At 64.4% G+C, this 20,723-nt stretch carries 19 protein-coding genes and 1 pseudogene; 12 read left to right on the top strand and 8 right to left on the bottom strand.

What is annotated here, in order from left to right:
- Window positions 1-18: 18 nt before the first annotated feature.
- From FJ424_RS26730 to FJ424_RS26720, 3 genes are read left to right on the top strand one after another with little or no spacing between them, the layout of a single operon-like run.
- Window positions 19-966, top strand: a complete 948-nt coding sequence (locus FJ424_RS26730) for an ABC transporter permease (protein WP_140653468.1) — start codon at window positions 19-21, stop codon at window positions 964-966.
- Entirely contained in the window at window positions 963-1,832 is an 870-nt protein-coding gene (locus tag FJ424_RS26725; protein ID WP_140653470.1) for an ABC transporter permease, read from the top strand. The genes FJ424_RS26730 and FJ424_RS26725 overlap by 4 nt, the downstream gene beginning before the upstream one ends.
- Window positions 1,829-3,451 carry a dipeptide ABC transporter ATP-binding protein gene (locus FJ424_RS26720; RefSeq protein ID WP_140653471.1) on the top strand — a complete coding sequence of 541 codons (1,623 nt, stop codon included), beginning with the start codon at window positions 1,829-1,831 and terminating at the stop codon, window positions 3,449-3,451. Before FJ424_RS26725 ends, FJ424_RS26720 begins: the two co-directional genes overlap by 4 nt.
- A 1-nt stretch (window position 3,452) precedes the next feature.
- On the opposite strand, the gene FJ424_RS26715 is transcribed toward FJ424_RS26720, so the two are convergent.
- A complete protein-coding gene (locus FJ424_RS26715) occupies window positions 3,453-3,884 on the bottom strand; it encodes a TerB family tellurite resistance protein (RefSeq protein ID WP_140653473.1) in 432 nt (143 codons plus the stop codon).
- Window positions 3,885-4,107: 223 nt separating this feature from the next.
- On the opposite strand from FJ424_RS26715, the gene FJ424_RS26710 reads away from it, so the two are divergent.
- From FJ424_RS26710 to FJ424_RS26695, 4 genes are all read left to right on the top strand, one after another.
- On the top strand, window positions 4,108-4,893 hold the full coding sequence (locus tag FJ424_RS26710) for a TSUP family transporter (protein ID WP_140653474.1): 786 nt from the start codon (window positions 4,108-4,110) through the stop codon (window positions 4,891-4,893).
- Window positions 4,894-4,945: 52 nt separating this feature from the next.
- Window positions 4,946-5,116, top strand: a complete 171-nt coding sequence (locus FJ424_RS26705) for a hypothetical protein (protein WP_140653476.1) — start codon at window positions 4,946-4,948, stop codon at window positions 5,114-5,116.
- A gap of 129 nt (window positions 5,117-5,245) precedes the next feature.
- Complete coding sequence (locus tag FJ424_RS26700; protein ID WP_140653478.1) at window positions 5,246-6,079, top strand: AraC family transcriptional regulator; 834 nt, start codon at window positions 5,246-5,248, stop codon at window positions 6,077-6,079.
- An 84-nt stretch (window positions 6,080-6,163) separates the two neighbouring features.
- Window positions 6,164-6,580, top strand: a complete 417-nt coding sequence (locus FJ424_RS26695; RefSeq protein ID WP_140653480.1) for a VOC family protein — start codon at window positions 6,164-6,166, stop codon at window positions 6,578-6,580.
- Window positions 6,581-6,888: 308 nt separating this feature from the next.
- Here FJ424_RS26695 and FJ424_RS26690 read toward each other — a convergent pair whose 3' ends face one another.
- Entirely contained in the window at window positions 6,889-8,364 is a 1,476-nt protein-coding gene (locus tag FJ424_RS26690) for a cobyric acid synthase (RefSeq protein ID WP_140653482.1), read from the bottom strand.
- A complete protein-coding gene (locus FJ424_RS26685) occupies window positions 8,364-8,969 on the bottom strand; it encodes a dimethylsulfonioproprionate lyase family protein (RefSeq protein ID WP_140653484.1) in 606 nt (201 codons plus the stop codon). Before FJ424_RS26685 ends, FJ424_RS26690 begins: the two co-directional genes overlap by 1 nt.
- A gap of 138 nt (window positions 8,970-9,107) precedes the next feature.
- Here FJ424_RS26685 and FJ424_RS26680 point away from each other — a divergent pair, with 138 nt between their 5' ends.
- The 3 genes and pseudogenes from FJ424_RS26680 to mmsB all read left to right on the top strand — a co-directional run bounded on the left by FJ424_RS26680 (window position 9,108) and on the right by mmsB (window position 11,603).
- Window positions 9,108-10,277 (top strand): isobutyryl-CoA dehydrogenase, encoded by a 1,170-nt coding sequence (locus tag FJ424_RS26680; protein ID WP_140653486.1) that lies wholly within the window; start codon window positions 9,108-9,110, stop codon window positions 10,275-10,277.
- Between the two features lie 27 nt (window positions 10,278-10,304).
- Window positions 10,305-10,674, top strand: a pseudogene (locus FJ424_RS26675) (four helix bundle protein).
- A gap of 44 nt (window positions 10,675-10,718) precedes the next feature.
- Window positions 10,719-11,603 (top strand): 3-hydroxyisobutyrate dehydrogenase, encoded by an 885-nt coding sequence (mmsB, locus tag FJ424_RS26670; protein ID WP_140653488.1) that lies wholly within the window; start codon window positions 10,719-10,721, stop codon window positions 11,601-11,603.
- A 308-nt stretch (window positions 11,604-11,911) separates the two neighbouring features.
- On the opposite strand, the gene FJ424_RS26665 is transcribed toward mmsB, so the two are convergent.
- From FJ424_RS26665 to FJ424_RS26645, 5 genes are all read right to left on the bottom strand, one after another.
- Window positions 11,912-13,291: an aspartate aminotransferase family protein gene (locus FJ424_RS26665; RefSeq protein ID WP_140653490.1), complete on the bottom strand. Its 1,380-nt coding sequence runs from the start codon at window positions 13,289-13,291 to the stop codon at window positions 11,912-11,914.
- A gap of 51 nt (window positions 13,292-13,342) precedes the next feature.
- Window positions 13,343-13,465: a hypothetical protein gene (locus FJ424_RS26660; RefSeq protein WP_041003987.1), complete on the bottom strand. Its 123-nt coding sequence runs from the start codon at window positions 13,463-13,465 to the stop codon at window positions 13,343-13,345.
- A gap of 46 nt (window positions 13,466-13,511) precedes the next feature.
- Window positions 13,512-15,581 (bottom strand): prolyl oligopeptidase family protein, encoded by a 2,070-nt coding sequence (locus tag FJ424_RS26655; protein ID WP_140653492.1) that lies wholly within the window; start codon window positions 15,579-15,581, stop codon window positions 13,512-13,514.
- Between the two features lie 73 nt (window positions 15,582-15,654).
- Window positions 15,655-16,815, bottom strand: a complete 1,161-nt coding sequence (locus tag FJ424_RS26650; RefSeq protein ID WP_140653494.1) for an MFS transporter — start codon at window positions 16,813-16,815, stop codon at window positions 15,655-15,657.
- Window positions 16,816-16,909: 94 nt separating this feature from the next.
- A complete protein-coding gene (locus tag FJ424_RS26645; RefSeq protein ID WP_140653496.1) occupies window positions 16,910-18,082 on the bottom strand; it encodes an MFS transporter in 1,173 nt (390 codons plus the stop codon).
- A 200-nt stretch (window positions 18,083-18,282) separates the two neighbouring features.
- Between FJ424_RS26645 and FJ424_RS26640 the strand changes: the two genes are divergently transcribed.
- Window positions 18,283-19,860, top strand: coding sequence for a trimethylamine methyltransferase family protein (locus tag FJ424_RS26640; protein ID WP_140653498.1), 1,578 nt, complete (start codon window positions 18,283-18,285; stop codon window positions 19,858-19,860).
- Window positions 19,861-19,937: 77 nt separating this feature from the next.
- Window positions 19,938-20,723: FAD-binding oxidoreductase (locus FJ424_RS26635; RefSeq protein WP_140786383.1), on the top strand; the 786-nt coding region annotated here is incomplete at its 3' end.

Genomic DNA, 20,723 nt, shown 5'->3' with positions numbered 1-20,723 from the left:
ATCGCCCGATCGCCTCCCATGACCGCATACCTCGTAAAGCGCCTGATCATCGCGGCCCTCACACTGGTGCTGGCCTCGATGGTGGTGTTCGCGGTCATGGAGATCCTGCCCGGCGACCCGGCGCGCCTGATGCTGGGCCTCAATGCCAGCGCCGACCAGGTCGAGGTGCTGCGCGACCAGATGGGGCTGAACGCGCCGCTGGTCCTGCGCTACCTGCACTGGGCGGCGGGCTTGCTCAGCCTCGATTTCGGCCGCTCCTACACCTATTCGGTGCCTGTCATCGACCTCGTGCGTGAGCGCGTCGCCGTCTCCCTGCCGCTGGCGCTGATCGCGCTGGCGCTCTCGACCATCATCGCCATTCCGGTCGGCGTGTTCTCGGCCAGCCGGCAGGGCCGGGCCGGCGACACGCTGGCCATGGGCGCCGCCCAGCTCGGTGTCGCCGTGCCCAATTTCTGGTTCGCTCTGATGCTGATCTATCTGTTTGCCGTCTGGCTGCACCTGGTGCCGGCCGGCGGCTTTCCGGGCTGGGGCGCCGGCATCTGGACGGCGCTGAAGTCTCTGGTCTTGCCGGCCGTGGCTCTGGCGCTGCCGCAGGCGGCGATCCTGGGGCGCGTCGCCCGCTCGGCGCTGATCGAGGTGCTCAACGAGGACTATATCCGCACCGCGCGCGCCAAGGGCCTGCCCTATCGCGCCGTGCTCTGGCGCCATGCGCTGCGCAACGCCATGATCCCGGTGCTGACAATCCTCGGCCTGCAATTCGCTTTCCTGCTGGCCGGCACCATCATCATCGAGAATGTCTTCTACCTGCCTGGACTGGGCCGGCTGATCTTCCAGGCCATCACCCAGCGCGACCTGATCGTCGTCGAGAGCATCGTCATGCTGCTGGTTGCCGCCGTGATCCTGATCAATCTCGTTGTCGATTTCTCCTACGCCATCGTCGACCCACGCCTCAGAGGCCGGCAATGACCATGCGCGTTGACCTGCCCGAGGAAACCCTTGCCCGCGTGCTCGCCAAGGCTTTTGGCAACCGCTCATTCCTGATCGGGCTTGTCATCACGCTGCTGATCGTGGCCGTCGCGCTCGTCTCGTTCCTGTGGACGCCTTACGACGTCACCAGGCTGGTGATCGCCGACAAGACGCAGGCGCCCTCCTGGGCGCACTGGTTCGGCACCGATCATTTCGGTCGCGACATCCTGTCGATGATCATGGTCGGCGCCCGCAATTCGATCGCTGTCGCGCTGGTCGCGGTCGGCATCGGCATGGGCATCGGCCTGCCGCTTGGCGCCTTCGCGGCGGCGCGCGGCGGGATAGCCGACGAGGCGCTGATGCGCGTCAACGATCTCGTCTTCGCCTTTCCGGCCTTGCTCTCGGCAATCATGATCACCGCGATCTTCGGCCCGGGCGCCGTCAACGCCATCATCGCAATCGGCATCTTCAACATCCCGGTCTTCGCCCGCGTGGCGCGGGCCGGCGCTTTAGCCATCTGGCCGCGCGAGTTCATCCTTGCCGCGCGCGCCGCTGGCAAGGGCATGACGCGCATCAGCATCGAGCACATCCTGCCCAACGTCGCGACGCTGCTGCTGGTCCAGGGCACGATCCAGTTCGCGCTCGGCATTCTCGCCGAAGCCGGGCTTTCCTATGTCGGCCTTGGCGCCCAGCCGCCGATGCCGAGCTGGGGCCGCATGCTGTTCGACGCCCAGACGCGCATGGTGACCGCACCCTGGATGGCGATCTTCCCCGGCATGGCGATCGTCATCACCGTGCTTGGGCTGAACCTGCTCGGCGACGGCATTGCCGACATCCTCGATCCGAAATCGCGGCGGCGCCGATGAGCCTGCTCGAGATCGAAAACCTGTCGCTTTCGATCGGTGACACGCCGATCCTGAAAGGCGTCGAGCTGACAATCGCGCCCGGCGAGGTGGTCGGCCTGGTCGGCGAATCCGGCTCCGGCAAGTCGATGACAGCGCTGACGATCATGCGGCTTTTGCCGCATCTGGCCCGCGCCGAAGGCCGCGTCGCCTTCGACGGCATCGATATCCTTGCCGCGACCGAAGACCAGATGTGCGCCCTGCGCGGCGATGACATCGGCATGGTGTTCCAGGAACCGATGACGGCGCTGAACCCGGTCAAGACCATCGGCGAGCAGGTCGCCGAAGGCATCCGCTGGCACACCGGGGCGGGCCGCGCCGAAGCGGAGGAGCGCGCGCGAAAGATCCTCGACCGCGTCGGGCTGCCGGAGGCCAAATTCCCGCTGTCGCGCTACCCGCACGAACTGTCCGGCGGCCAGCGCCAGCGCGTGGTCATCGCCATCGCCTGCGCGCTTAAACCGAAATTGCTGATCGCCGACGAGCCGACAACGGCGCTCGACGTGGTGCTGCAGGCCCAGATCCTCGACCTTTTACGCAATCTGGTCAGGGAAAACCGCATGGGACTCCTGCTCATCTCGCACGACCTCGCGGTTGTGACCGAGATGGCCGATCGGCTGACTATCCTGCGTCACGGCGAGGTGACGGAGGCCGGCGACACCGCACGCACGCTGTCGGAGCAACAGCATCCCTACACGCGAGAGCTGGCGTTGGCCTCGATGCATGTGCCGGCGCGCCCGAAACCGCACCTTGCCGGCTCGGCAAAACCCTTGCTCGAAGTCGAAAACGTCGGCCGGGACTATCCGGGACGGCGCATATCCCTGTTTCGGCCGGCGCAATCGATCCGCGCCGTCGAGGATGTCTCGCTCACCATCGAGCCCGCCCAATCGGTGGCGCTGGTCGGCCGCTCGGGCTGCGGCAAGTCCACGCTTGCCCGCATGATCCTCGCCCTGGACAAGCCGACGGCGGGCACGATCCGCTTTCGCGGCGAGGCCATCACCGGCAAGCCGGAATCTGCGCTGAGGCCGGCCCGGCGCGACATGCAGGTGGTGTTCCAGGATCCTTACGGCTCCTTCGACCCGCGCCAGAAGGTGGAGAAGCTGGTGGCCGAGCCGCTGCATCTTCTGGAAAAGCAGCCGGCAAAGGCTGAGAGCCGCGAGATGGTCGCGCATGCGCTCGATGAAGTTGGCCTTGGGCGGCGCGACATGGACAAATACCCGCATGAGTTCTCCGGCGGCCAGCGCCAGCGCCTGTCGATCGCCCGCGCCATCATCACGCGGCCGAAGTTGGTGGTCGCCGACGAGCCGGTCTCGGCGCTGGACGTCTCGATCCGCGCCCAGATCCTCGACCTTTTCGCCGAGCTCAACCAGAAGCTCGGCATCGCCTATCTCTTCATCACCCATGACCTGACGGTCGCCCGCGCCATGGCGGACGAAGTGCTGGTCATGCATGAGGGCAAGATCGTCGAACGCGGCCGGGCGGCCGAAGTGCTCGACCATCCGCGCTCGGAAGCGGCGCAGGCGCTGGTCGCGGCGGCGCCCGACCTTCACCGTGCGATCGCGCGCAAAATGCAGGAACAGGGGTAGTTCAGCTCTCCGGCTTCACCAAATCGACGGGGCTGATGTCGAGCAGGTCGAGCGTGCGGCGCAGGAGCTTCACCTCGCTCTCCGCCAGCCTGGCATCGGCCTTGGCGATCTCGGCCATGTGGCGCGCAAGCAGCTTTCGGCGCTCGACATCGAGGTCGCGGAACAGCGCGATCGCCTGCGAGCCATTGGTCTCGTAGCCATAATCGTTGAGATATTCGATGACGCTATCGATCGAGGCCTCCGGAATGCCGAAGGCTTCCTTGCAGATATGCCGGAAGACGACCATCTCGCTCTCCGAGACCGAGCCGTCGGCCAGGATCATGCGGAACAGCATCAAGAGTTCCGCCGACAGCACCGGGTCGTCCGCCACCTTGCGCACACCCGGGTCACCGTCGAAGATCGAACGTATCTGGTCGAGCAGCGTCATCGCCACCAAGCTCCCTTTGCGATTCCGGTTGGATTGTTAGAGCAATTCCAGGAAAAGTGTAAGCGTTTAGGCTCGGCGACTTCGCCGTAGCCTTCCGTCCGGAATTGCGCCAAAGCGAAGGACGGGCGGTTCGGCGTGAAACGTCGAACCGATCTAGCGTGGAATTGGTCTTGCGCAAACTGGTGGAGCGTGATGGAAGCTGCGGCTTCCTTCCAGGCACCCCTCCCCGATGATCGACCTTACCCTGCAGACCGTCCTTATTCTCGTCGCCGCCGGTTTTGCCGCCGGCTTCGTCGACTCGATCGCCGGTGGCGGCGGGCTGATCACGATCCCGGCGCTGCTGCTCGCCGGCTTTTCGCCGGTCGCGGCACTTGGCACGAACAAATTGCAGGGCATGTTCGGGTCCGGCTCGGCCACCATCCATTATGCCGCCAACGGTCAGGTCGACCTGCGCCGCCAACTGCCATCGGCGCTGCTGGCACTTGTCGGCGGCGCGGTCGGCGCCCTGTTGGCGACAGTCGTGCCCGGCGATTTCCTGCGCGCCCTGCTGCCGCTGCTGCTGATCGCCATCGCCCTCTATTTCGCGCTGAAGCCGAACATGGACGACGTCGACCGCGCCGAACGGCTATCGCCTTTCCTGTTCGGGCTGATCATCCCGCCGCTGATCGGCTTCTATGACGGCGTCTTCGGTCCCGGCGCCGGCTCCTTCTACATGCTCGCCTTCGTCACCCTTGCCGGCTACGGCGTGCTCAAGGCGACGGCGCATACCAAGCTGCTCAACTTCGCTTCCAACATCGGCGGTTTCGTCGTCTTTGCCGCCGTCGGCGTCATCGACTGGAAGATCGGCTTGATGATGGGCGTGGCACAGTTCATCGGCGCCCTTGTCGGCGCGAGCCTTGCCATCCGCATCGGCGCCAAGCTGATCAAGCCGTTGCTGGTGGTCGTCTGCCTGGCGCTCGCTGTGAAGCTGCTGGCCGATCCGGCCAATCCCTTACGCCAGCTCATTGGTATGTGAGGCGCATGCTGGTAGAATTCGGGTGTTGCGAATCAGGTTGGAGGGACCAGACATGAATCTCAGTGCGCCCACCCAGATCGTGTTCATTATTTCGTTGGTCATCGCCGTCATCGGCCTTATCGCCGCTCTTGGCGTTCTTGCATTCATTCCGCTTGCGTCCGTTTGGATCATGCTCATCGCCTATATCGTGCTTGCCGCCGGCTGTTTGATGCGCGGCACCTAAAGCAATTCCAGGAAAAGTTTTCCGTCCGGAATTGCATTAACCGTTAATAGCCAATCTCAGGCAACTCGGAGCGCCCGGCCCTGCCGGGCGCTTTTGATTCTTGCGAGCATATTCTGATAGGCTCTCGGCATGTCCGACGAGACAGAGCGCCTTCGACAGGATAACCGCTCTCCCACCATCCATTTCGAGATGGTGCGGCGCAAGCCCTCCGCCTCGCTGGCCGGCATTGTCACGGATATCTGCGGCTATCGCGAGACATTGCCCGGCCATTTCCACATCGTCGAATATGCCTCGCTGACCGTGCCGCTGGTGATCAGCTTCGCCGAAGCCTTCGCCATCGGCCTCGGTCACAGCCCGGGCGACAACGATCGCTACGCCAGTTTCGCCGCCGGTCTCTATGCTGGGCCGGTCATGATCGAATCCTTCGGCGGCTCCTGCTGCGTCCAGGTCAATTTCACGCCGCTTGGCGCCAGGCGGTTCTTCGGCCTGCCGATGAGCGAGTTGCGCGATCGCATGGTCGGGTTGGACGACGCGCTGGGCTTTGACGGCATGGCATTGCGCGAACGGCTTGGCGAGGCATCGGATTGGAACGCGCGCTTCGACATTGCCGAGGGCTTCATCGCCGGCCGCCTTGCGGAGGCGAATGCGCTTTCGCCCGAAATCGCCTGGGCGTACAGAACAGTCATCATGTCGGGCGGCCGCACCCGTGTTTCGGCGCTCGCCGGCGAGATCGGCTGGAGCCGCAAGCATCTGGCGGCGAGATTCACCGACGCGATCGGCATCGGCCCGAAGACATTGTCGCGCATCGTGCGCTTCAACCGCGCGCTCTCGCTGTCCAGGCGGCAGGAAGACGACTGGGCCGGCATCGCCGCCGATTGCGGCTACGCCGACCAGGCGCATCTGGTGCGCGAGTTCCGTCAGTTGGCCGGAGAAACGCCGACAGGGCTCGCGGCGTCGATGTAGGCCTGACCGAGGTAACATTTCTTCAAGACGCGGAAACCGCTTTCGCACAGGCTGGCATTCATCAACCGACACAGGGAGATTGTCATGCCGACAGCAAACGAAGCACCCCGTCTCTATCCGGCCCTGCGCTACAGGAACGCCGCTAAGATGATCGACTGGCTCAGCGAGGCCTTCGGCTTCGAACTGCGCGCCCGCTATGGCGAGGGCGACATCGTCCACCACGCCGAGCTCACTTTCGGTTCCTCGATGATCATGCTGGGCACGGCGCGCCACGACGATTACGGCAAGATGGTCGGCGAGCCTGGCGGCGGCGGCAAGTCGATCTACATCGCCGTCGACGACGCCGATGCCACCTATGCCAAGGCGAAGCAAGCCGGCGCGAAAATCATCCAGGAACTGGTAGACCGCGACTATGGCAGCCGCGAGTTCATCTGCCTCGACCTGGAAGACAATGTCTGGTCCTTCGGCACCTATTGGCCGAAGGCGGGAGAGAAGGCATAGGAAGTCTCACCGACGTTGGGGATTGGCAACAGCGCCTGAACTTCGTCATCCACGGGCGAAGCAGGAGCGCAGCTCCGTCGCGCAGACCCGAGGATCCATTCCGTTACTTTCGCCGAAGAATGCAGCGGAGCGAATTCTGCACCGTTGCAACACCTTGACGTCGCGGAATGGGTTCTATGATCTGCGCGCGTCGCTTCGCTCCTTGCTCCGCCATAGAATGACGACCGCATGAACGGCTCGGCTAATCGCCAAGGCACGCGATCCTCAGGCACATCCGGCCGGTCCAGTCCCCCTGCGGTGGAACTGACCTATCGCGCCAGTCTAAAAATAGCATCGCAGTCGAGATGCCGCTCCAGCTCGTCCGCGACCTCGTCCAGCGCCCTCTCGACGTCCGCGCGATAGTCAATGCCGCCTCCCCTGACGCCAAGGCTCTCCAGGTAGGCGGCGCGAAAGGCGTCGGCGGAAAAAAGCCCGTGCAGATAGGTGCCGATCACCTTACCGTCGGCGGTAACCGCGCCGTCCTCGACACCGTTGAGGATCGTCGACGGCCGCGCCGTGTCCGGGCCGGTGGTGCGGCCGAGATGGATCTCGTAGCCTTCGAGCGGCAGGCCGAACTGCACCGAATGCGCGCTTGAATTGCGCACGGTCTTTTCAGGCTCCATCACCGTTTCGATATCGAGCAGTCCGAGGCCTTCGGCTTCGGTGACGCTGCCTTCGATGCCGTCGGGATCGCGCACCATGCGGCCGAGCATCTGGTAGCCGCCGCAGATGCCGACCACATGGCCGCCGCGCTTGCGGTGAGCGAGAAGATCCCGGTCCCAGCCGTTCTCGCGGAATTTGAGCAGGTCTCCGATCGTCGACTTCGAGCCGGGGACGACAACCAGCCCGGCATCTTCCGGCAGCTTCTTGCCCGGCGGCACGAACACGACCTCGACTTGCGGCTCGGCTTTCAGCGGGTCGAGATCGTCGAAATTGGCGATGCGCGCCAGCATCGGCACCACCACCTTCAGCGCCCGTTTCTCGCCGGAAGCGAGGCGCTCGAGCCCGACCGAATCCTCCGAAGGCAGCCTGCCGGCCGCCTTCAGCCAGGGCACGATGCCGAAGCAGCGCCAGCCGGTGAAGGTTTCTATCGCCTTGATCCCGTCGTCGAACAACGACACATCGCCGCGAAACTTGTTGATGAGATAGCCGGCGATCATGCGCCGGTCTTCCTCCGGCAGGATGAGATGCGTGCCGGCCACCGAAGCGATGACGCCGCCGCGGTCGATGTCGCCGACCAGGATCACCGGCACATGGGCGCGCGTCGCAAAACCCATATTGGCAATGTCGCGGCTGCGGAGGTTGATCTCGGCTGGCGAGCCCGCGCCCTCGACGATCACCAGGTCGGCGCCGGCGCCCACCTTGGCCCAGGAATCGAGCACCGCATCCATCAGTCCGGCTTTCATCGCCTGGTAGTCGCGCGCCCGCGCCTCGCCATAGACCTTGCCCTGAACCACCACTTGCGAGCCGATGTCGCTCTGCGGCTTGAGCAGCACCGGGTTCATATGGACAGTCGGCCGGACGCCGCAGGCCAGCGCCTGCAGCCATTGCCCGCGGCCGATCTCGCCCTCGCCGGCCTTGTCGCCGCCGGGAATGTCGGCGACGGCGGCGTTGTTCGACATGTTCTGCGGCTTGAACGGCCTGACCCTCAGCCCGCGATTCTTCGCGGCGCGGCAAAGCCCCGCGACCAGCACCGTCTTGCCGACATCCGAGCCGGTGCCCTGCAGCATGATCGCCTTGGCCATCAGCCTCTGCCTCCCGAGCCGATCGTCGACTTCTGCGCCAGCGGCCCGCCGCGCCAGAGATAGAGAGCCATCAGCGGCTCCTTGCCCGTGCGCATGGCATGGCTGACGTTGGAGGCGTGGTGAATGACCTCGCCGGCGTCGCGAAATTGAAAGTCCCCCTCGCCCATCCGCCATTCCGTGCCGCCGGTCAGCGGGACGTAGATTTCCTCGGCGATGTGGTGATGGTCGGGATAGACGATGTCCGGCCCGAGGATCAGCAGTCCGGCCGCAACCGCGTCATTGACGAAATGCCCGCGCGTGCCGAACACTTCCAGCCAGCCGTAATTGTCGACAAAGCCCTGCCCGAAATCGGCGGCGGTATAGGTCTGCCCCCAGCGTAACTCATCCCGATGGTCGGCAACGAACCGCGCCAGCGGCTTGGCGTCGGCCGGCGCAAGCTCGGCGATGCGATCGAGATAGCCAAGGCAGCCAAGCGCCCGCGGTTCGAGCGAACGGACAGGCATGTCCCAGCCGATGCGCGCGACTTCGTCCGCGACCAGATTATTGTCGGCGCCGGCGAGATAGGCGTGGAACCGCTCCAGCAACTCATCGAAAATTGTCGGCACGCAGGGCTCCGTTGGTCAATCCATGCACAACCGGTCCGCAGGAGGCCGGGTTGCGCGGCGGCATCATTGGTCTAGATTGAACGGCGCGCAAAGCCAAAAACGACAGGCCAGAAGGCCTGAAACGACAGGGAGCACGCCATGGACGCGGCAGTCGATGCGGGCACTGGCCAATTCGAACTCACTGAGGAACAGCGCGCCATCCAGGAGATGGCCCAGGCCTTCGCCGCGGACCGCGTTGCGCCCAATGCGCTCGACTGGGACAAGACAAAGCACTTCCCCGCCGATGTGATCCGTGAGACCGGGCCGCTCGGCCTCGGCGGCATCTATGTGCGCGACGATGTCGGCGGCTCGGCGCTTGGGCGGCTCGATGCGGTGCTGATCTTCGAGGCTCTGGCCCACGCCGACCCGGCCTTCTCCTCCTTCATTTCCATCCACAACATGGCGGCCTCGATGATCGACCGCTTCGGCAGCGACGAGCAGCGCCAGCGCTTCCTGCCGAAACTGACCTCGATGGAATGGCTGGCGAGCTATTGCCTGACCGAGCCCGGCTCGGGCTCGGACGCAGCGGCGCTTAAGACGCGCGCGGTGAAGAGCGGCGGCGACTATGTCTTGAACGGCGCCAAGCAGTTCATCTCCGGCGCCGGCGACAGCGACCTTTATGTCGTGATGGCGCGCACCGGTGCCGACGGTCCGAAAGGCATCTCGACCTTCGTCGTGCCGAAGGACGCGCCGGGCCTCTCCTTCGGCGCCAACGAGCACAAGATGGGCTGGCACATGCAGTCGACCCGCCAGGTCGTCTTCGAGGACTGCAAGGTGCCGGCCGAAAACCTGCTTGCCGCAGAAGGCGCCGGCTTCGGCATTGCCATGGCGGGGCTCGATGGCGGCCGGCTCAACATCGCCGCCTGTTCGCTGGGCGGCGCGCAGTCGGCGCTCGACAAGGCGCTGGCCTATACGGCCGAGCGCAAGGCCTTCGGCTCCAAGATCAACCAGTTCCAGGCACTGCAGTTCAGGTTGGCCGACATGGAGACGGAGCTGCAGGCCGCCCGCATCTTCCTCTATGCCGCCGCTTCCAAGCTCGACCGCAAGGCGCCGGATGCCGGCAAATGGTCGGCGATGGCCAAACGCTTCGTCACCGATATCGGCTTCGACATCGCCAACCAGGCGCTGCAGTTGCATGGCGGCTATGGCTATCTGCACGATTACGGCATCGAGAAGCTGGTGCGGGATCTCCGCGTTCACCAGATCCTTGAAGGCACCAACGAGATCATGCGCGTCATCATTGCGCGGGCGCTGATTGGTAGGCAGTAGGCAGTAGGCAGTAGGCAGTAGGGAAAGATGATCGGCAAGATAAACTCGTACAAGGATTTGATCGTCTGGCAGCAGGCCATTGATTTGGCTGTGGCTACCTACTCCTTGACCAAGGCATGGCCAAAAGAGGAATTGTATGGGCTGACCAGCCAAATTCGCCGCTCAGCCACATCTATCCCTGCAAACATTGCGGAAGGTTACGGCCGAGATAACACCGGCTCTTACCAGCAGTTTCTCAGGATAGCCCAAGGCTCTCTAAAGGAGCTTGAAACGCATCTCCAGATCGCTGAACGCGTCGGCCTGACCACTCGTGATGAGGTTCATCATATGCTGTCAGCCACAGAAGCCATCGGAAAAAATGCTTCGCCAGCTTATTATCAAACTCGCACCTGAATAGACTGCCTACTGCCTACTGCCTACTGAAATCACGGGAGCACTACTATGGCAACGATCGCCTTCATCGGCTTGGGCAACATGGGCAATCCGATGGCCGCCAATCTCGTTAAGGCGGGGCACGCGGTGCTGGGCTTCGACCTTGTGCCTGAAAACCTCACGGTTGCGAAAGAGCACGGCATTACAGTCATGGCCAATGCCGTCGCCGCGGTGAAGGACGCCGATGTCGTCATCACCATGCTGCCGGCCGGCAAGCATGTGCTGTCGGTTTATGAGGACATCGCGCCCAAGGCAAAGAAAGGCGCGCTGTTCATAGATTCCTCCACGATCGATGTCGAATCGGCGCGCAAGGCGCATGCGATTGCCGCGAAGCATGGCTTGCAGTCGATCGATGCCCCGGTCTCCGGCGGCACGGGCGGCGCCACCGCCGGCACGCTCACCTTCATGGCTGGTGGCTCAGATCAGGCCTTCGCCGCCGCCGAGCCGATCCTGAAGCCGATGGCCGGGCGTGTCGTTCACTGCGGCGGCGACGGCGCCGGACAGGCGGCCAAGATCTGCAACAACATGATTCTCGGCATCTCGATGATAGGCGTCGCCGAAGCCTTTGTGCTCGCCGAAAAGCTCGGCCTGTCGCACCAGGCGCTGTATGATGTCGCCTCCACCTCGTCGGGCCAATGCTGGTCGCTGACCACCTATTGCCCGGTCCCCGGCCCTGTTCCGGCCTCGCCGGCCAACCGCGACTACAAGCCCGGCTTTGCCGCGGCCCTGATGCTAAAGGACCTGAAATTGTCGCAGGAAGCCGCGCAGGGCGCGGGCGCCGTGACCCCGCTCGGCGCCGAAGCCACGCAGCTCTATGCCTTGTTCAACGCCCAAGGTCATGCCGGCGCCGATTTTTCCGGAATTATTAATTTCCTGCGCGGAAATCCGTCGTAAGATACTGATTTTCTAAGGTTATTTTCGATATCCGCCGATCAGAAGCCGGCAAATTTAGATTTGCTTAAGGTCTCGCTAACTCACCGGTAACGATGTGCCTTTAAAACGGACTGCGAGGCGGACATCGCGTCTGCCCGGCGCTCCGGATCAGGTCTCGCGTACCGGAGCCAGTAAGTTTCGCAAGTATTCCTGTAGCGAAATGCCATGCGTATCTGGCAGAGCCGCGTTCCCGAAGGGACGCGGTTTTTGCGTTTCCGGAACATCGAGATCGAACGGGCGCCCCTCTTCGAAGAGCGCCCGAAGTCCAATTACCGCTTCCGCAAATCCGCGTCCGCGAGATCGAGCGCCTTGGCGATGCGTTCGCAAGCCATGTCGATCGTGTCGCGCGTCCAGATCAGCGGCGGCGACAGGATCATCGTGTCGCCGGTGGCCCGCAACATCATGCCGTTCGCGATCGCGTGGTCGCGCACCGCGACCGCGGCGCTTCCCGAGGGCAGATAGCGTTCCTTGGTCGCCTTGTCCTTGACGATCTCGATCGCACCCATCAGGCCGATCGAACGCACCTCACCAACCAGCCTGTGCCCGGCGATCCGCTCCTGCAGCGCCTGCGCGAAATAGGGGCCGGTGTCGTTCTTGACCCGCTCGACCAGCCCTTCCTTCTCGATGATCTCGAGGTTCTTGAGCGCCACCGCGCAAGCCACCGGGTGACCGGAATAGGTGTAGCCGTGATAGAACTCGCCGCCTTTCTCGACCAGCGTCCTGGCCACACGGTCGCCGACCAGCAGCGCCGACAGCGGCTGGTAGCCCGAGGTCAGCGCCTTGGCGGTGGTGATGGTGTCGGGCTCGATCCCGAACGTCTGCGCCGCGAACCATTCGCCGGTGCGGCCATAGCCGGTGATGACCTCGTCCAGCATCAACAGCACATCGTATTTGCGGCAGATGCGCTCGACTTCCGGCCAGTAGCTCATCGGCGGGATCTTCACCCCGCCCGCGCCCATCACCGGTTCGCCGATGAAGGCGGCGACCTTGTCGGCGCCGGCTTCGAGGATTGCATCCTCGACCGCCTTCGCCGCGCGGATGCCGAAATCATGGTCGCTTTCGCCGGGCAGCGCGAGTTCATAGGCATAGGGCGTCATCACATGGACGATGTTGGGCACCGCGCCGCCGAGCTGCTTGTGCATCGGCTCCATGCCGCCGAGCGATGTGCCGGCGATCGTCGAGCCGTGATAGGCCGACTTGCGCGAGATGACGCGGTTCTTCTCGGGCTTGCCTTCGAGCGCCCAATAGTGGCGGACGAGCCTGAGCGCCGTATCGTTGGCCTCCGAGCCGGACGAGCCATAAAAGACCTGGCTGACATGCTTGGGCGCGAGTTCCGCCAGCTTCTTCGACAACAGCACCGGCGTCGGCGTCGAGCATTTGAAGAAGGAGTTGTAGTAAGGCAGCTCCTTCATCTGCGTGTAAGCCGCTTCGGCCAGCTCGTTGCGGCCATAGCCGACATTGACGCACCACAGGCCCGCCATGCCATCGAGGATTTCGGTGCCGTCGGCATCGTAGATGAACGGGCCGTTGGCATGGGTGATGATGCGCGAGCCGGTTTCACGCAGTTCCTTGTGGTCGGTGAAGGGATGGAGGTGATGCGCGGCGTCGATCTGCTGAAGCTGCTTCAGCGAATAATTCTGATAGGTCATGGGTTTGATCTTTCCTCTTGAATCAATCCGGCAGCGGCCGGGGCGGATTCGTCAGAGGAAGGCAGGCGGCGAATAGCCGATGCGGGCGCACAGCCGCAAAAGCTCGGCGCGCAGCGTCCGCGGTGACGGCGTCACCGCGACCCCGAAGGCGCCTGATGTGCTGAAGCGGATCATGACGGCAGCTTATGCCGCCTCAGGCGCAAAATTCAAGCGGTTCCAGTCAGGCGGTCTTACCGAGCGACCGCTTGAGGAACATATAGCGCATCGCCGTCTGCGCCGCTTGCGGCCGGCGGTCGCCGCGCCCGCCATGGCCGCCTTCGGTTTCCTCGAAGAACAGCGTCTTGCCGTGACCTGCCTCCCGCAGCCGCGCCGCCATCTTGCGCGCATGTCCGGGGTGCACGCGGTCGTCGGCGGTCGAGGTCATCAACAGGACCGGCGGATAGGCAGCATCGGCCGCGACGTGCTGGTAGGGCGAATAGGCGCCGAGCCAGGCCGCCTCCTCCGGCTTCGACGGGTCGCCATATTCGGCGATCCAGGAGGCGCCGGGCGGCAGTTCGGTGTAGCGCAGCATGTCGAGCAACGGCACGTCGATGATGACGGCGCCGAACAGTTCCGGCCGCTGCGTCAGCGACGTGCCGGTGAGCAGGCCGCCGTTGGAGCCGCCGTGGATGCCGAGCTGCGCCGCCGTGGTGATGCCGCGCTTGACCACATCCTCGGCAACGGCAGCGAAATCGTCGAAGGCGTTCTGGCGCTTGCCCTTGAGCGCGGCCTGGTGCCAGGCCGGACCGAACTCGCCGCCGCCGCGGATGTTGGCCTGGACATAGGCGTTGCCCTTGTCCAGCCAGAGCTTGCCGCGGATGCCGGCATAGCCCGGCAGCAACGGCACCTCGAAACCGCCATAGCCGTAGAGCAGCGCCGGCACCGGTCCTTTCTGGTCGCGGCGCCGCACCACGAAATACGGGATCATCGTGCCGTCCTTCGAGCGCGCCTCGAACTGCTCCGAAACATAAGGCGAGGCGTCGAAGCGGGCCGGCTGCGACTTCACCGTTTCAAGTGTCTCGCCATTGTCGTCCGACCAGATGATCGAGCTCGGCGTCAGGAAATCGGTGAAGGAGAAGGACACGCTGGAGCCGAAATGCTCGACATGGCTGATGCCGACATTGCCGTTGTCGGGCAGCGCAATCCGTTTCAGCGACCAGCCATCTGCGGCGCGGTCGCAGGCGATGACCTTGCCGCGCACATTGTCCATCAGGTTGATGAACAGCCGGTCCTGCGTCCTGGCGAGGCCCGCAATGGAAACGCGGTGCTCCGGTTCGAGGAGCGTCTCGATCCGTTCGAACGCACCCGTTTCAATCCAGCGATCGAAATCGACCGAATAGAGCCCATCGGGCAGGCAGTGCGTGCCGTCCGGCGCCGTCCAGGGGCTGCGCACGCCGAAGATAAGCTGGCCCTTGAAGATCGCCGTGTCGGTGGCGTCGTCGGGCAGCGGGATGCGCCGGTTCTCGCCCGAAGCCAGCCGCAGGAAACTGTGGGAGGTGAAGAAGTCGAGCGTCTTGCCGAGCAGGACATGCCGCTTGTCGCCGTCATGCTCCACGCCGCCACCGACCGCCAGATGTTGCTTTTCGCCTTCGAAGATCGGCGTCGCGTCCTCGAGCTTGGTGCCGCGCCGCCACAGCTTGATCACGCGCGGATAGCCGGACTGCGTCCTGTCGTCTTCCTCGAAAGCGGCAGAGACGATGACGGTATCCTTGTCCAGCCAGGAAAAGCCCGACTTGGAAGCGCGCGCGGAAAACCCCCCTTCGACAAAGGACCTCGTCGCGATGTCGAACTCGCGCATCTCGCTAGCGTCGCCGCCATCGGGCGACATGTAGAGCAGGCAGCGGTTGAAATCGGGATAGAGCCGGCTCGCCCCGCCAAACACCCATTTCACGCCTTCCTTCGCAGAGAGCTGGTCGAAATCGATGATCGTCTCCCAATCCGGCTTGTCGGTCTTGTAGGAAGCGACGGGCGTGCGCCGCCACAGTCCAAGCGCGTTGGTCTTGTCCTGCCAGAAATTATAGACGTAGCCGGCAAGCGCCGCCCCGACCGGCATATTGTCCTCGGCGGTCATCAGGTCGAGCGCGGTTTCGAATGTCGCCTGATAGGAAGGATCGCCCTGCAGTTCGGCGACCGTCAGCGCGTTCTGGCGATGAACCCAGTCCAGCGCTTCCTTGCCGTTGCGATCCTCAAGCCAGAGGTAGGGATCGTTGGCGGTCAATCCGGGCTGGGTTCTGGTCATCGTGCTGGTCATGCAGGTCTCCATCTGGCGGCCTCGCCTACATCGCGTTCGCTGCCTTGATATTCAAGAGCCATGTCGGGACCGATTACAAAACCCGCCGGCGCGCGATCGTCGCCGCCGCCAGCGCCGCGCAGATTGCGCCAAGCGTGACCGGCAGGCCGGCGGCGCCGATGACATCCATAACGCCACCGGTCAGCGGCGGCACGATGATGCCGCCAAAACCCCACGTCAGCGAGAAGGCGGCATTGCCGGCGACCAGCGCCGAGCCGGTGAAGCGTTCGCCGAGCTCGATGATCGACATCGTGTAGATGCCGTAGGAAACGGCGCCCCAGATAAAGACGCAGCCCCAGATCAGCGGCGTCTCGATCAGCGCCGGCAAAAGCGCGCATCCAAGGATGGTTACCGCCACGCAGCCGAACCGCACCAGGCGCGCCGTCAGTTTTTCGGCGAGCAGGCCGAGCGGCACCTGCATGGCGATGTTGCCGGCGATCATCACCGAAAGCAGCGCCGACATGCGCGCCTCGGGAATGCCGTGATGCGTCCCATAGACCGGCAGCAGCGCCAGTATAGCCTGCTCGAAACCGGCCGCGACGACGACCGCCGACAGAAGCAGCCAGGCCAAGGGTATGAAGCCCAGCACCGACACCTTGTTATCGGCCTCGTCGACCTTCGGCAGCCGCTTCACCACCGCGACCAGGCAACCGCCGCAGAAGAGGAAGGCTAGAATGCCGACCAGGAAAGGCGGCCAGCCTTCGGTGCCGACGGCGAGCAGGCAGAGCGGTCCGGCCGCGAAGCCCGCCGAGATGATTGTCGAATAGATGCCCATGACGCGGCCTCGCCGGGCCGGCGGCGCAAGCGCAATCACCCAGATTTCGCTCAAGACATAGAGCGGGTTGGTCACCATGCCGATCAGGAGGCGCAGCGGAAACCACAGATAGACACTTTGCGTCCAGCCGATCAGCGCCAGCACCAGCGCCGAGAGCGCGGCGCAAGTGAGCGCCGTGCGCCCTGCCCCGAACCGGCGCGCCAGTCCCGGAATCAGCGGCGAGGACAGGATGAAGCCGACCGGCGTCATTGCCGCCGACAGCCCGATCATCGCCGGCGAAACGCCCTGACGCTGCAGGATGAAGCTGAGCAGCGGATAGGAAAGTCCTTGCGCGATGGCGAAGACAGATACGGTCGCGATCACGCCGGTGATCGCGGCCCACTGCACCGTCTCGCCGCTCTCCGAACCAGCCAGAGCCATCGGTCTTGCTCCAATCGCCTGGAGGCTTAGCCGGTATGGCCGGCTGCCGTAAGAGCCAACTGGCGGCGAAAGCGCATGTTCCAGCCGGTCCCTGTCAGGAGCGCTGGCGCTGCAAGGTACGGTACAAGGCGAACGACACCAGCAGCACATCGAGCCCAACGATGACGGCAGGCAGCCCGAGCGGGCCGATCGCCTGCATCAGGGCCCCGGCGCCGGGCGGGCCGACAATACCGCCGACGCCCCACAGCAACGCGAAGGCGGCATTGCCGGTGACCAGCAGCGAGCCCTTGAAGCGGCTGCCGAGCTCGACCAGCGCCATCGTGTAGACGCCGTAGCCGACCGCGCCCATCACCAACAGCACGCCCCAGATCAGCGGCGTGGCGATCAAGAGCGGCAACAGGATCGCGCAGCCCGTCGTCGCCACCGCGCAGGCGAGGATCATCGGCCGCCCGCCGAAGCGTTCGGCGAGCAGGCCAAGCGGGATCTGCAGGATGATGTTGCCCAGCGAAAGCATCATCACCAGGGCGGCAAGCATCGCTTCGGGCAGGCCGTAACCCGCGCCGAAGACAGGCACCAACGCATAAGTGCTCTGCTGAACGGCGGCGGAGACCAGCACGGCCAAAAGCAGCGCCGGCGCGAGCCGCGCGAAACCGACAAAACTACCGGCGGGCTGGCCATCGTCCTCGAAACCGGTGAGCTTTGAGGAGACGAGGCGAAGGATGATCGCGCAAAGCAGGAAGCCGACAATGCCGACGCTGAACGGAGCCCAGCCTTCGGTGCCGAGCAGCGTCAGCGCAAACGGACCGGCGGCGTAGCCGGCGCCCATCAGCGTGTTGAACACGCCCATGACCCGGCCGCGGCGCGAAGGCGGCGCCAGCGACAGCGCCCAGACCTCGCCAAGCACATAGAGCGGGTTGATGACGAGGCCGATGATGAAGCGGATGACGTACCAAGCGACCCAGTTCTGCAGATAGAAGATAGCCAGGAAGCAAAGCGCGCCGACCAGCGAACAGCCAACCGCCAGGGTCCGCGCGCCGAACAGCCGCACGGCGGCCGGCACGAAGGAGGCCGACAGGATCAGCCCGACCGGCATCATCGCCGCCGACAGGCCGATCAGGCCGGGCGAAAAGCCTTGGCTCTGCATCAGCAGGGTGAACAGCGGCGAGCTCAACCCTTGCGCCGCGCCGAACATGGCGAGCGCGGCCGTGACCCCGGCAAGAGCCGCCCATTGCGGTCGATCTTCGGCGGTCTGGGCGGAAGCGGTCATTGTGGCTCGCAATTGAACAATCACGGCATCATTATCAGTGGCGAGAGCCCACCTGATGCCTCAGCGGAAGCAATTCGGCGATCCAGTCCGCTCCCCTTCGGTCATGTCGCTTCCCTCGCCCTAGTGGTCGCCGCCTCCTCACCGGCGACATTGCCGCCAGTTCATTATGCCGCCAATTTCGCATCCTCACGAGGCTTCTCATGACTGCCGCCCTCCATCCCGCCGAACCGGCATTGGCAACAGATCGCGCCCGCCGTGGCGGCCGCGCGGGAAAGCGCGCCGGCGGCTCGGCCGCCTTCGAGCAGCCCGCCTTCCGGCAGCTGAAGAACCCGCTGTCGCCGACCAGGCTCGTGTCCGACGACGAATTGGAATCGATCCACCTTGCCTCGCTGCGCGTGCTGAAGGAGATCGGCGTCGACGTCCTGCACGACGAAGCCCGCCGCATCATGAAGGCGCATGGCGCGGACGTGCGCGAAGGCTCAGAGCGCGTGCGCTTCGACAGCGACATGATCCTCGAGCTTGTCTCGCACTGTCCGTCGGAATTCACGCTGCATGCCCGCAACCCGGCGCACAATCTGCGTTTCGGCGGCAACAACGTCATCCTGTCGATGATGGCGTCGGCGCCGAACTGCTCCGACCTCGACCGCGGCCGCAGGCCCGGCAACCAGGCCGACTACCGCAACTTCCTGCGGCTCGCGCAGATGCACAACATCCTGCACTGCACCGGGGGCTATCCGGTCGAACCGATCGACATCCATCCGTCGGTCCGGCATCTGGAATGCATCCGCGACCTCGCCACGCTGACCGACAAGGTCTTCCACATCTATTCGCTCGGCAAGGAGCGCAACGTCGACGGCATCGAGATCACCCGCATCGCGCGCGGCATCAGCCGCGAGCAGCTGATGCAGGAGCCTTCGGTCTTCACCATCATCAACACCAATTCGCCGCTCAAGCTCGACGTGCCGATGATGGAAGGCATCATCCAGATGTCGAGCATGGGCCAGGTCGTGATCGTCACGCCGTTCACGCTGTCGGGCGCCATGGCGCCCGTCACCGTCGCCGGCGCGCTGGTGCAGCAGAACGCCGAGGCCCTCTCCGGCATCGCCTTCGCGCAGATGGTGAAGAAGGGCGCGCCGGTCGGCTATGGCGGCTTCACCTCCAATGTCGACATGAAGTCCGGCGCGCCGGCCTTCGGCACGCCCGAATATATGAAGGCGCAGCTTGTCGGCGGCCAGCTTGCCCGCCGCTACAACATCCCCTACCGCACCTCCAACACCTGCGCCGCCAACACGGTCGACGCGCAGGCCGCCTATGAAAGCGTGTTCTCGCTGTGGGGCGCCATCCAGGGCGGCGGCAACCTGATGATGCACGGCGCCGGCTGGCTTGAAGGCGGCCTGCGCTGCTCCTACGAAAAGACCATCCTCGACATAGATCTTTTGCAGATGGCGGCCGAGTTCCTCACCCCGCTCGACCTCTCCGAGGACGCGCTCGGCTTCGACGCCATCCAGTCGGTCGGTCCCGGCGGCCATTTCTTCGGCACCCCGCACACGCAGGCGCGTTACAAGACCGCCTTCTATTCGCCGATCGTGTCCGACTGGCGCAACTTCGAGACCTGGACCGAGGCCGGCTCGCCGACGGCGATGGAGCGGACCAACAAGGTCTGGAAGGAGCGCCTTGCCTCCTACGAGGAGCCCTATATGGATCCGGCCATCCGCGAGGAACTCAACGACTTCGTCGAGAAGCGCCGCGCCGAAGGCGGCGCGCCGACGGATTTCTGATCATCGGTCGGTTGGGCAACTGCCCGCCCGCCCATTTTCATTTCTGACTCCACATTGCACGAAACGGACCTATCTTCATGAAATCCCACGTAAAAGCGGTTGTCATCGGCGGCGGCGTCGTCGGCTGCTCGGTGCTCTATCACCTCGCCAAGGCCGGCTGGACCGACATCATGCTGATCGAGCGCTCGGAGCTGACCTCCGGCTCGTCCTGGCATGCGGCGGGCGGCTTCCACACGCTGAACGGCGACCCGAACGTCGCCAAGCTGCAGGCCTATACGGTCCAGCTCTATAAAGAGATCGAGGAACTCTCCGGCCAGTCCTGCTCGCTGCATCTGACCGGCGGCGTCATGATGGCCGATACGCCCGAGCGCATGGACTTTCTGCGGCTGGCTCACGCCAAGGGCCGCTATCTCGGCATGGATACCGAGCTGATCACGCCCTCGGAAGCCAAGGCGATGTTCCCGCTGATGGACGAGACGAACTTCGTCGGCGCCATGTGGGATCCGGTCGAAGGTCATCTCGACCCTTCGGGCACCACCATCGCCTATTCCAAGGCGGCAAAAAAGCTCGGTGCCGAGATCGTGCTGCGCAACCGCGTCGTCGACCTCACTCAGCAGCCGGACGGCACCTGGAACGTCGTCACCGAGCAGGGCACGGTCCATGCCGAGCATGTCGTCAACTGCGGCGGCCTTTGGGCGCGCGAGATCGGCCGCATGGTCGGCGTCGAGCTGCCCGTGCTGGCCATGGAGCATATGTACCTTTTGACCGAGCCGATGCCGGAAGTCGAGGAGTTCAACAAGTCGACCGGCCGCGAGATGATCGGCGTGCTCGACTTCAAGGGCGAGATCTACACCCGCCAGGAG

The organism is Mesorhizobium sp. B3-1-8, from assembly GCF_006439495.1.
Lineage (GTDB): Bacteria > Pseudomonadota > Alphaproteobacteria > Rhizobiales > Rhizobiaceae > Mesorhizobium.
Note: the sequence above shows the minus strand (reverse complement) of the source record. Positions and strands in the feature narration are given on the sequence as shown.

Coding starts and splice junctions, on each gene's coding strand:
- FJ424_RS26660 (WP_041003987.1), bottom strand. CDS start 13,465: ATGATCCGCTTCAGCACATCAGGCGCCTTCGGGGTCGCGGTGACGCCG.
- FJ424_RS26720 (WP_140653471.1), top strand. CDS start 1,829: ATGAGCCTGCTCGAGATCGAAAACCTGTCGCTTTCGATCGGTGACACG.
- FJ424_RS26640 (WP_140653498.1), top strand. CDS start 18,283: ATGACTGCCGCCCTCCATCCCGCCGAACCGGCATTGGCAACAGATCGC.
- FJ424_RS26730 (WP_140653468.1), top strand. CDS start 19: ATGACCGCATACCTCGTAAAGCGCCTGATCATCGCGGCCCTCACACTG.
- FJ424_RS26700 (WP_140653478.1), top strand. CDS start 5,246: ATGTCCGACGAGACAGAGCGCCTTCGACAGGATAACCGCTCTCCCACC.
- FJ424_RS26725 (WP_140653470.1), top strand. CDS start 963: ATGACCATGCGCGTTGACCTGCCCGAGGAAACCCTTGCCCGCGTGCTC.
- FJ424_RS26645 (WP_140653496.1), bottom strand. CDS start 18,082: ATGACCGCTTCCGCCCAGACCGCCGAAGATCGACCGCAATGGGCGGCT.
- FJ424_RS26680 (WP_140653486.1), top strand. CDS start 9,108: ATGGACGCGGCAGTCGATGCGGGCACTGGCCAATTCGAACTCACTGAG.
- FJ424_RS26650 (WP_140653494.1), bottom strand. CDS start 16,815: ATGGCTCTGGCTGGTTCGGAGAGCGGCGAGACGGTGCAGTGGGCCGCG.
- FJ424_RS26655 (WP_140653492.1), bottom strand. CDS start 15,581: ATGACCAGCACGATGACCAGAACCCAGCCCGGATTGACCGCCAACGAT.
- FJ424_RS26710 (WP_140653474.1), top strand. CDS start 4,108: ATGATCGACCTTACCCTGCAGACCGTCCTTATTCTCGTCGCCGCCGGT.
- FJ424_RS26690 (WP_140653482.1), bottom strand. CDS start 8,364: ATGGCCAAGGCGATCATGCTGCAGGGCACCGGCTCGGATGTCGGCAAG.
- FJ424_RS26665 (WP_140653490.1), bottom strand. CDS start 13,291: ATGACCTATCAGAATTATTCGCTGAAGCAGCTTCAGCAGATCGACGCC.
- FJ424_RS26695 (WP_140653480.1), top strand. CDS start 6,164: ATGCCGACAGCAAACGAAGCACCCCGTCTCTATCCGGCCCTGCGCTAC.
- mmsB (WP_140653488.1), top strand. CDS start 10,719: ATGGCAACGATCGCCTTCATCGGCTTGGGCAACATGGGCAATCCGATG.
- FJ424_RS26705 (WP_140653476.1), top strand. CDS start 4,946: ATGAATCTCAGTGCGCCCACCCAGATCGTGTTCATTATTTCGTTGGTC.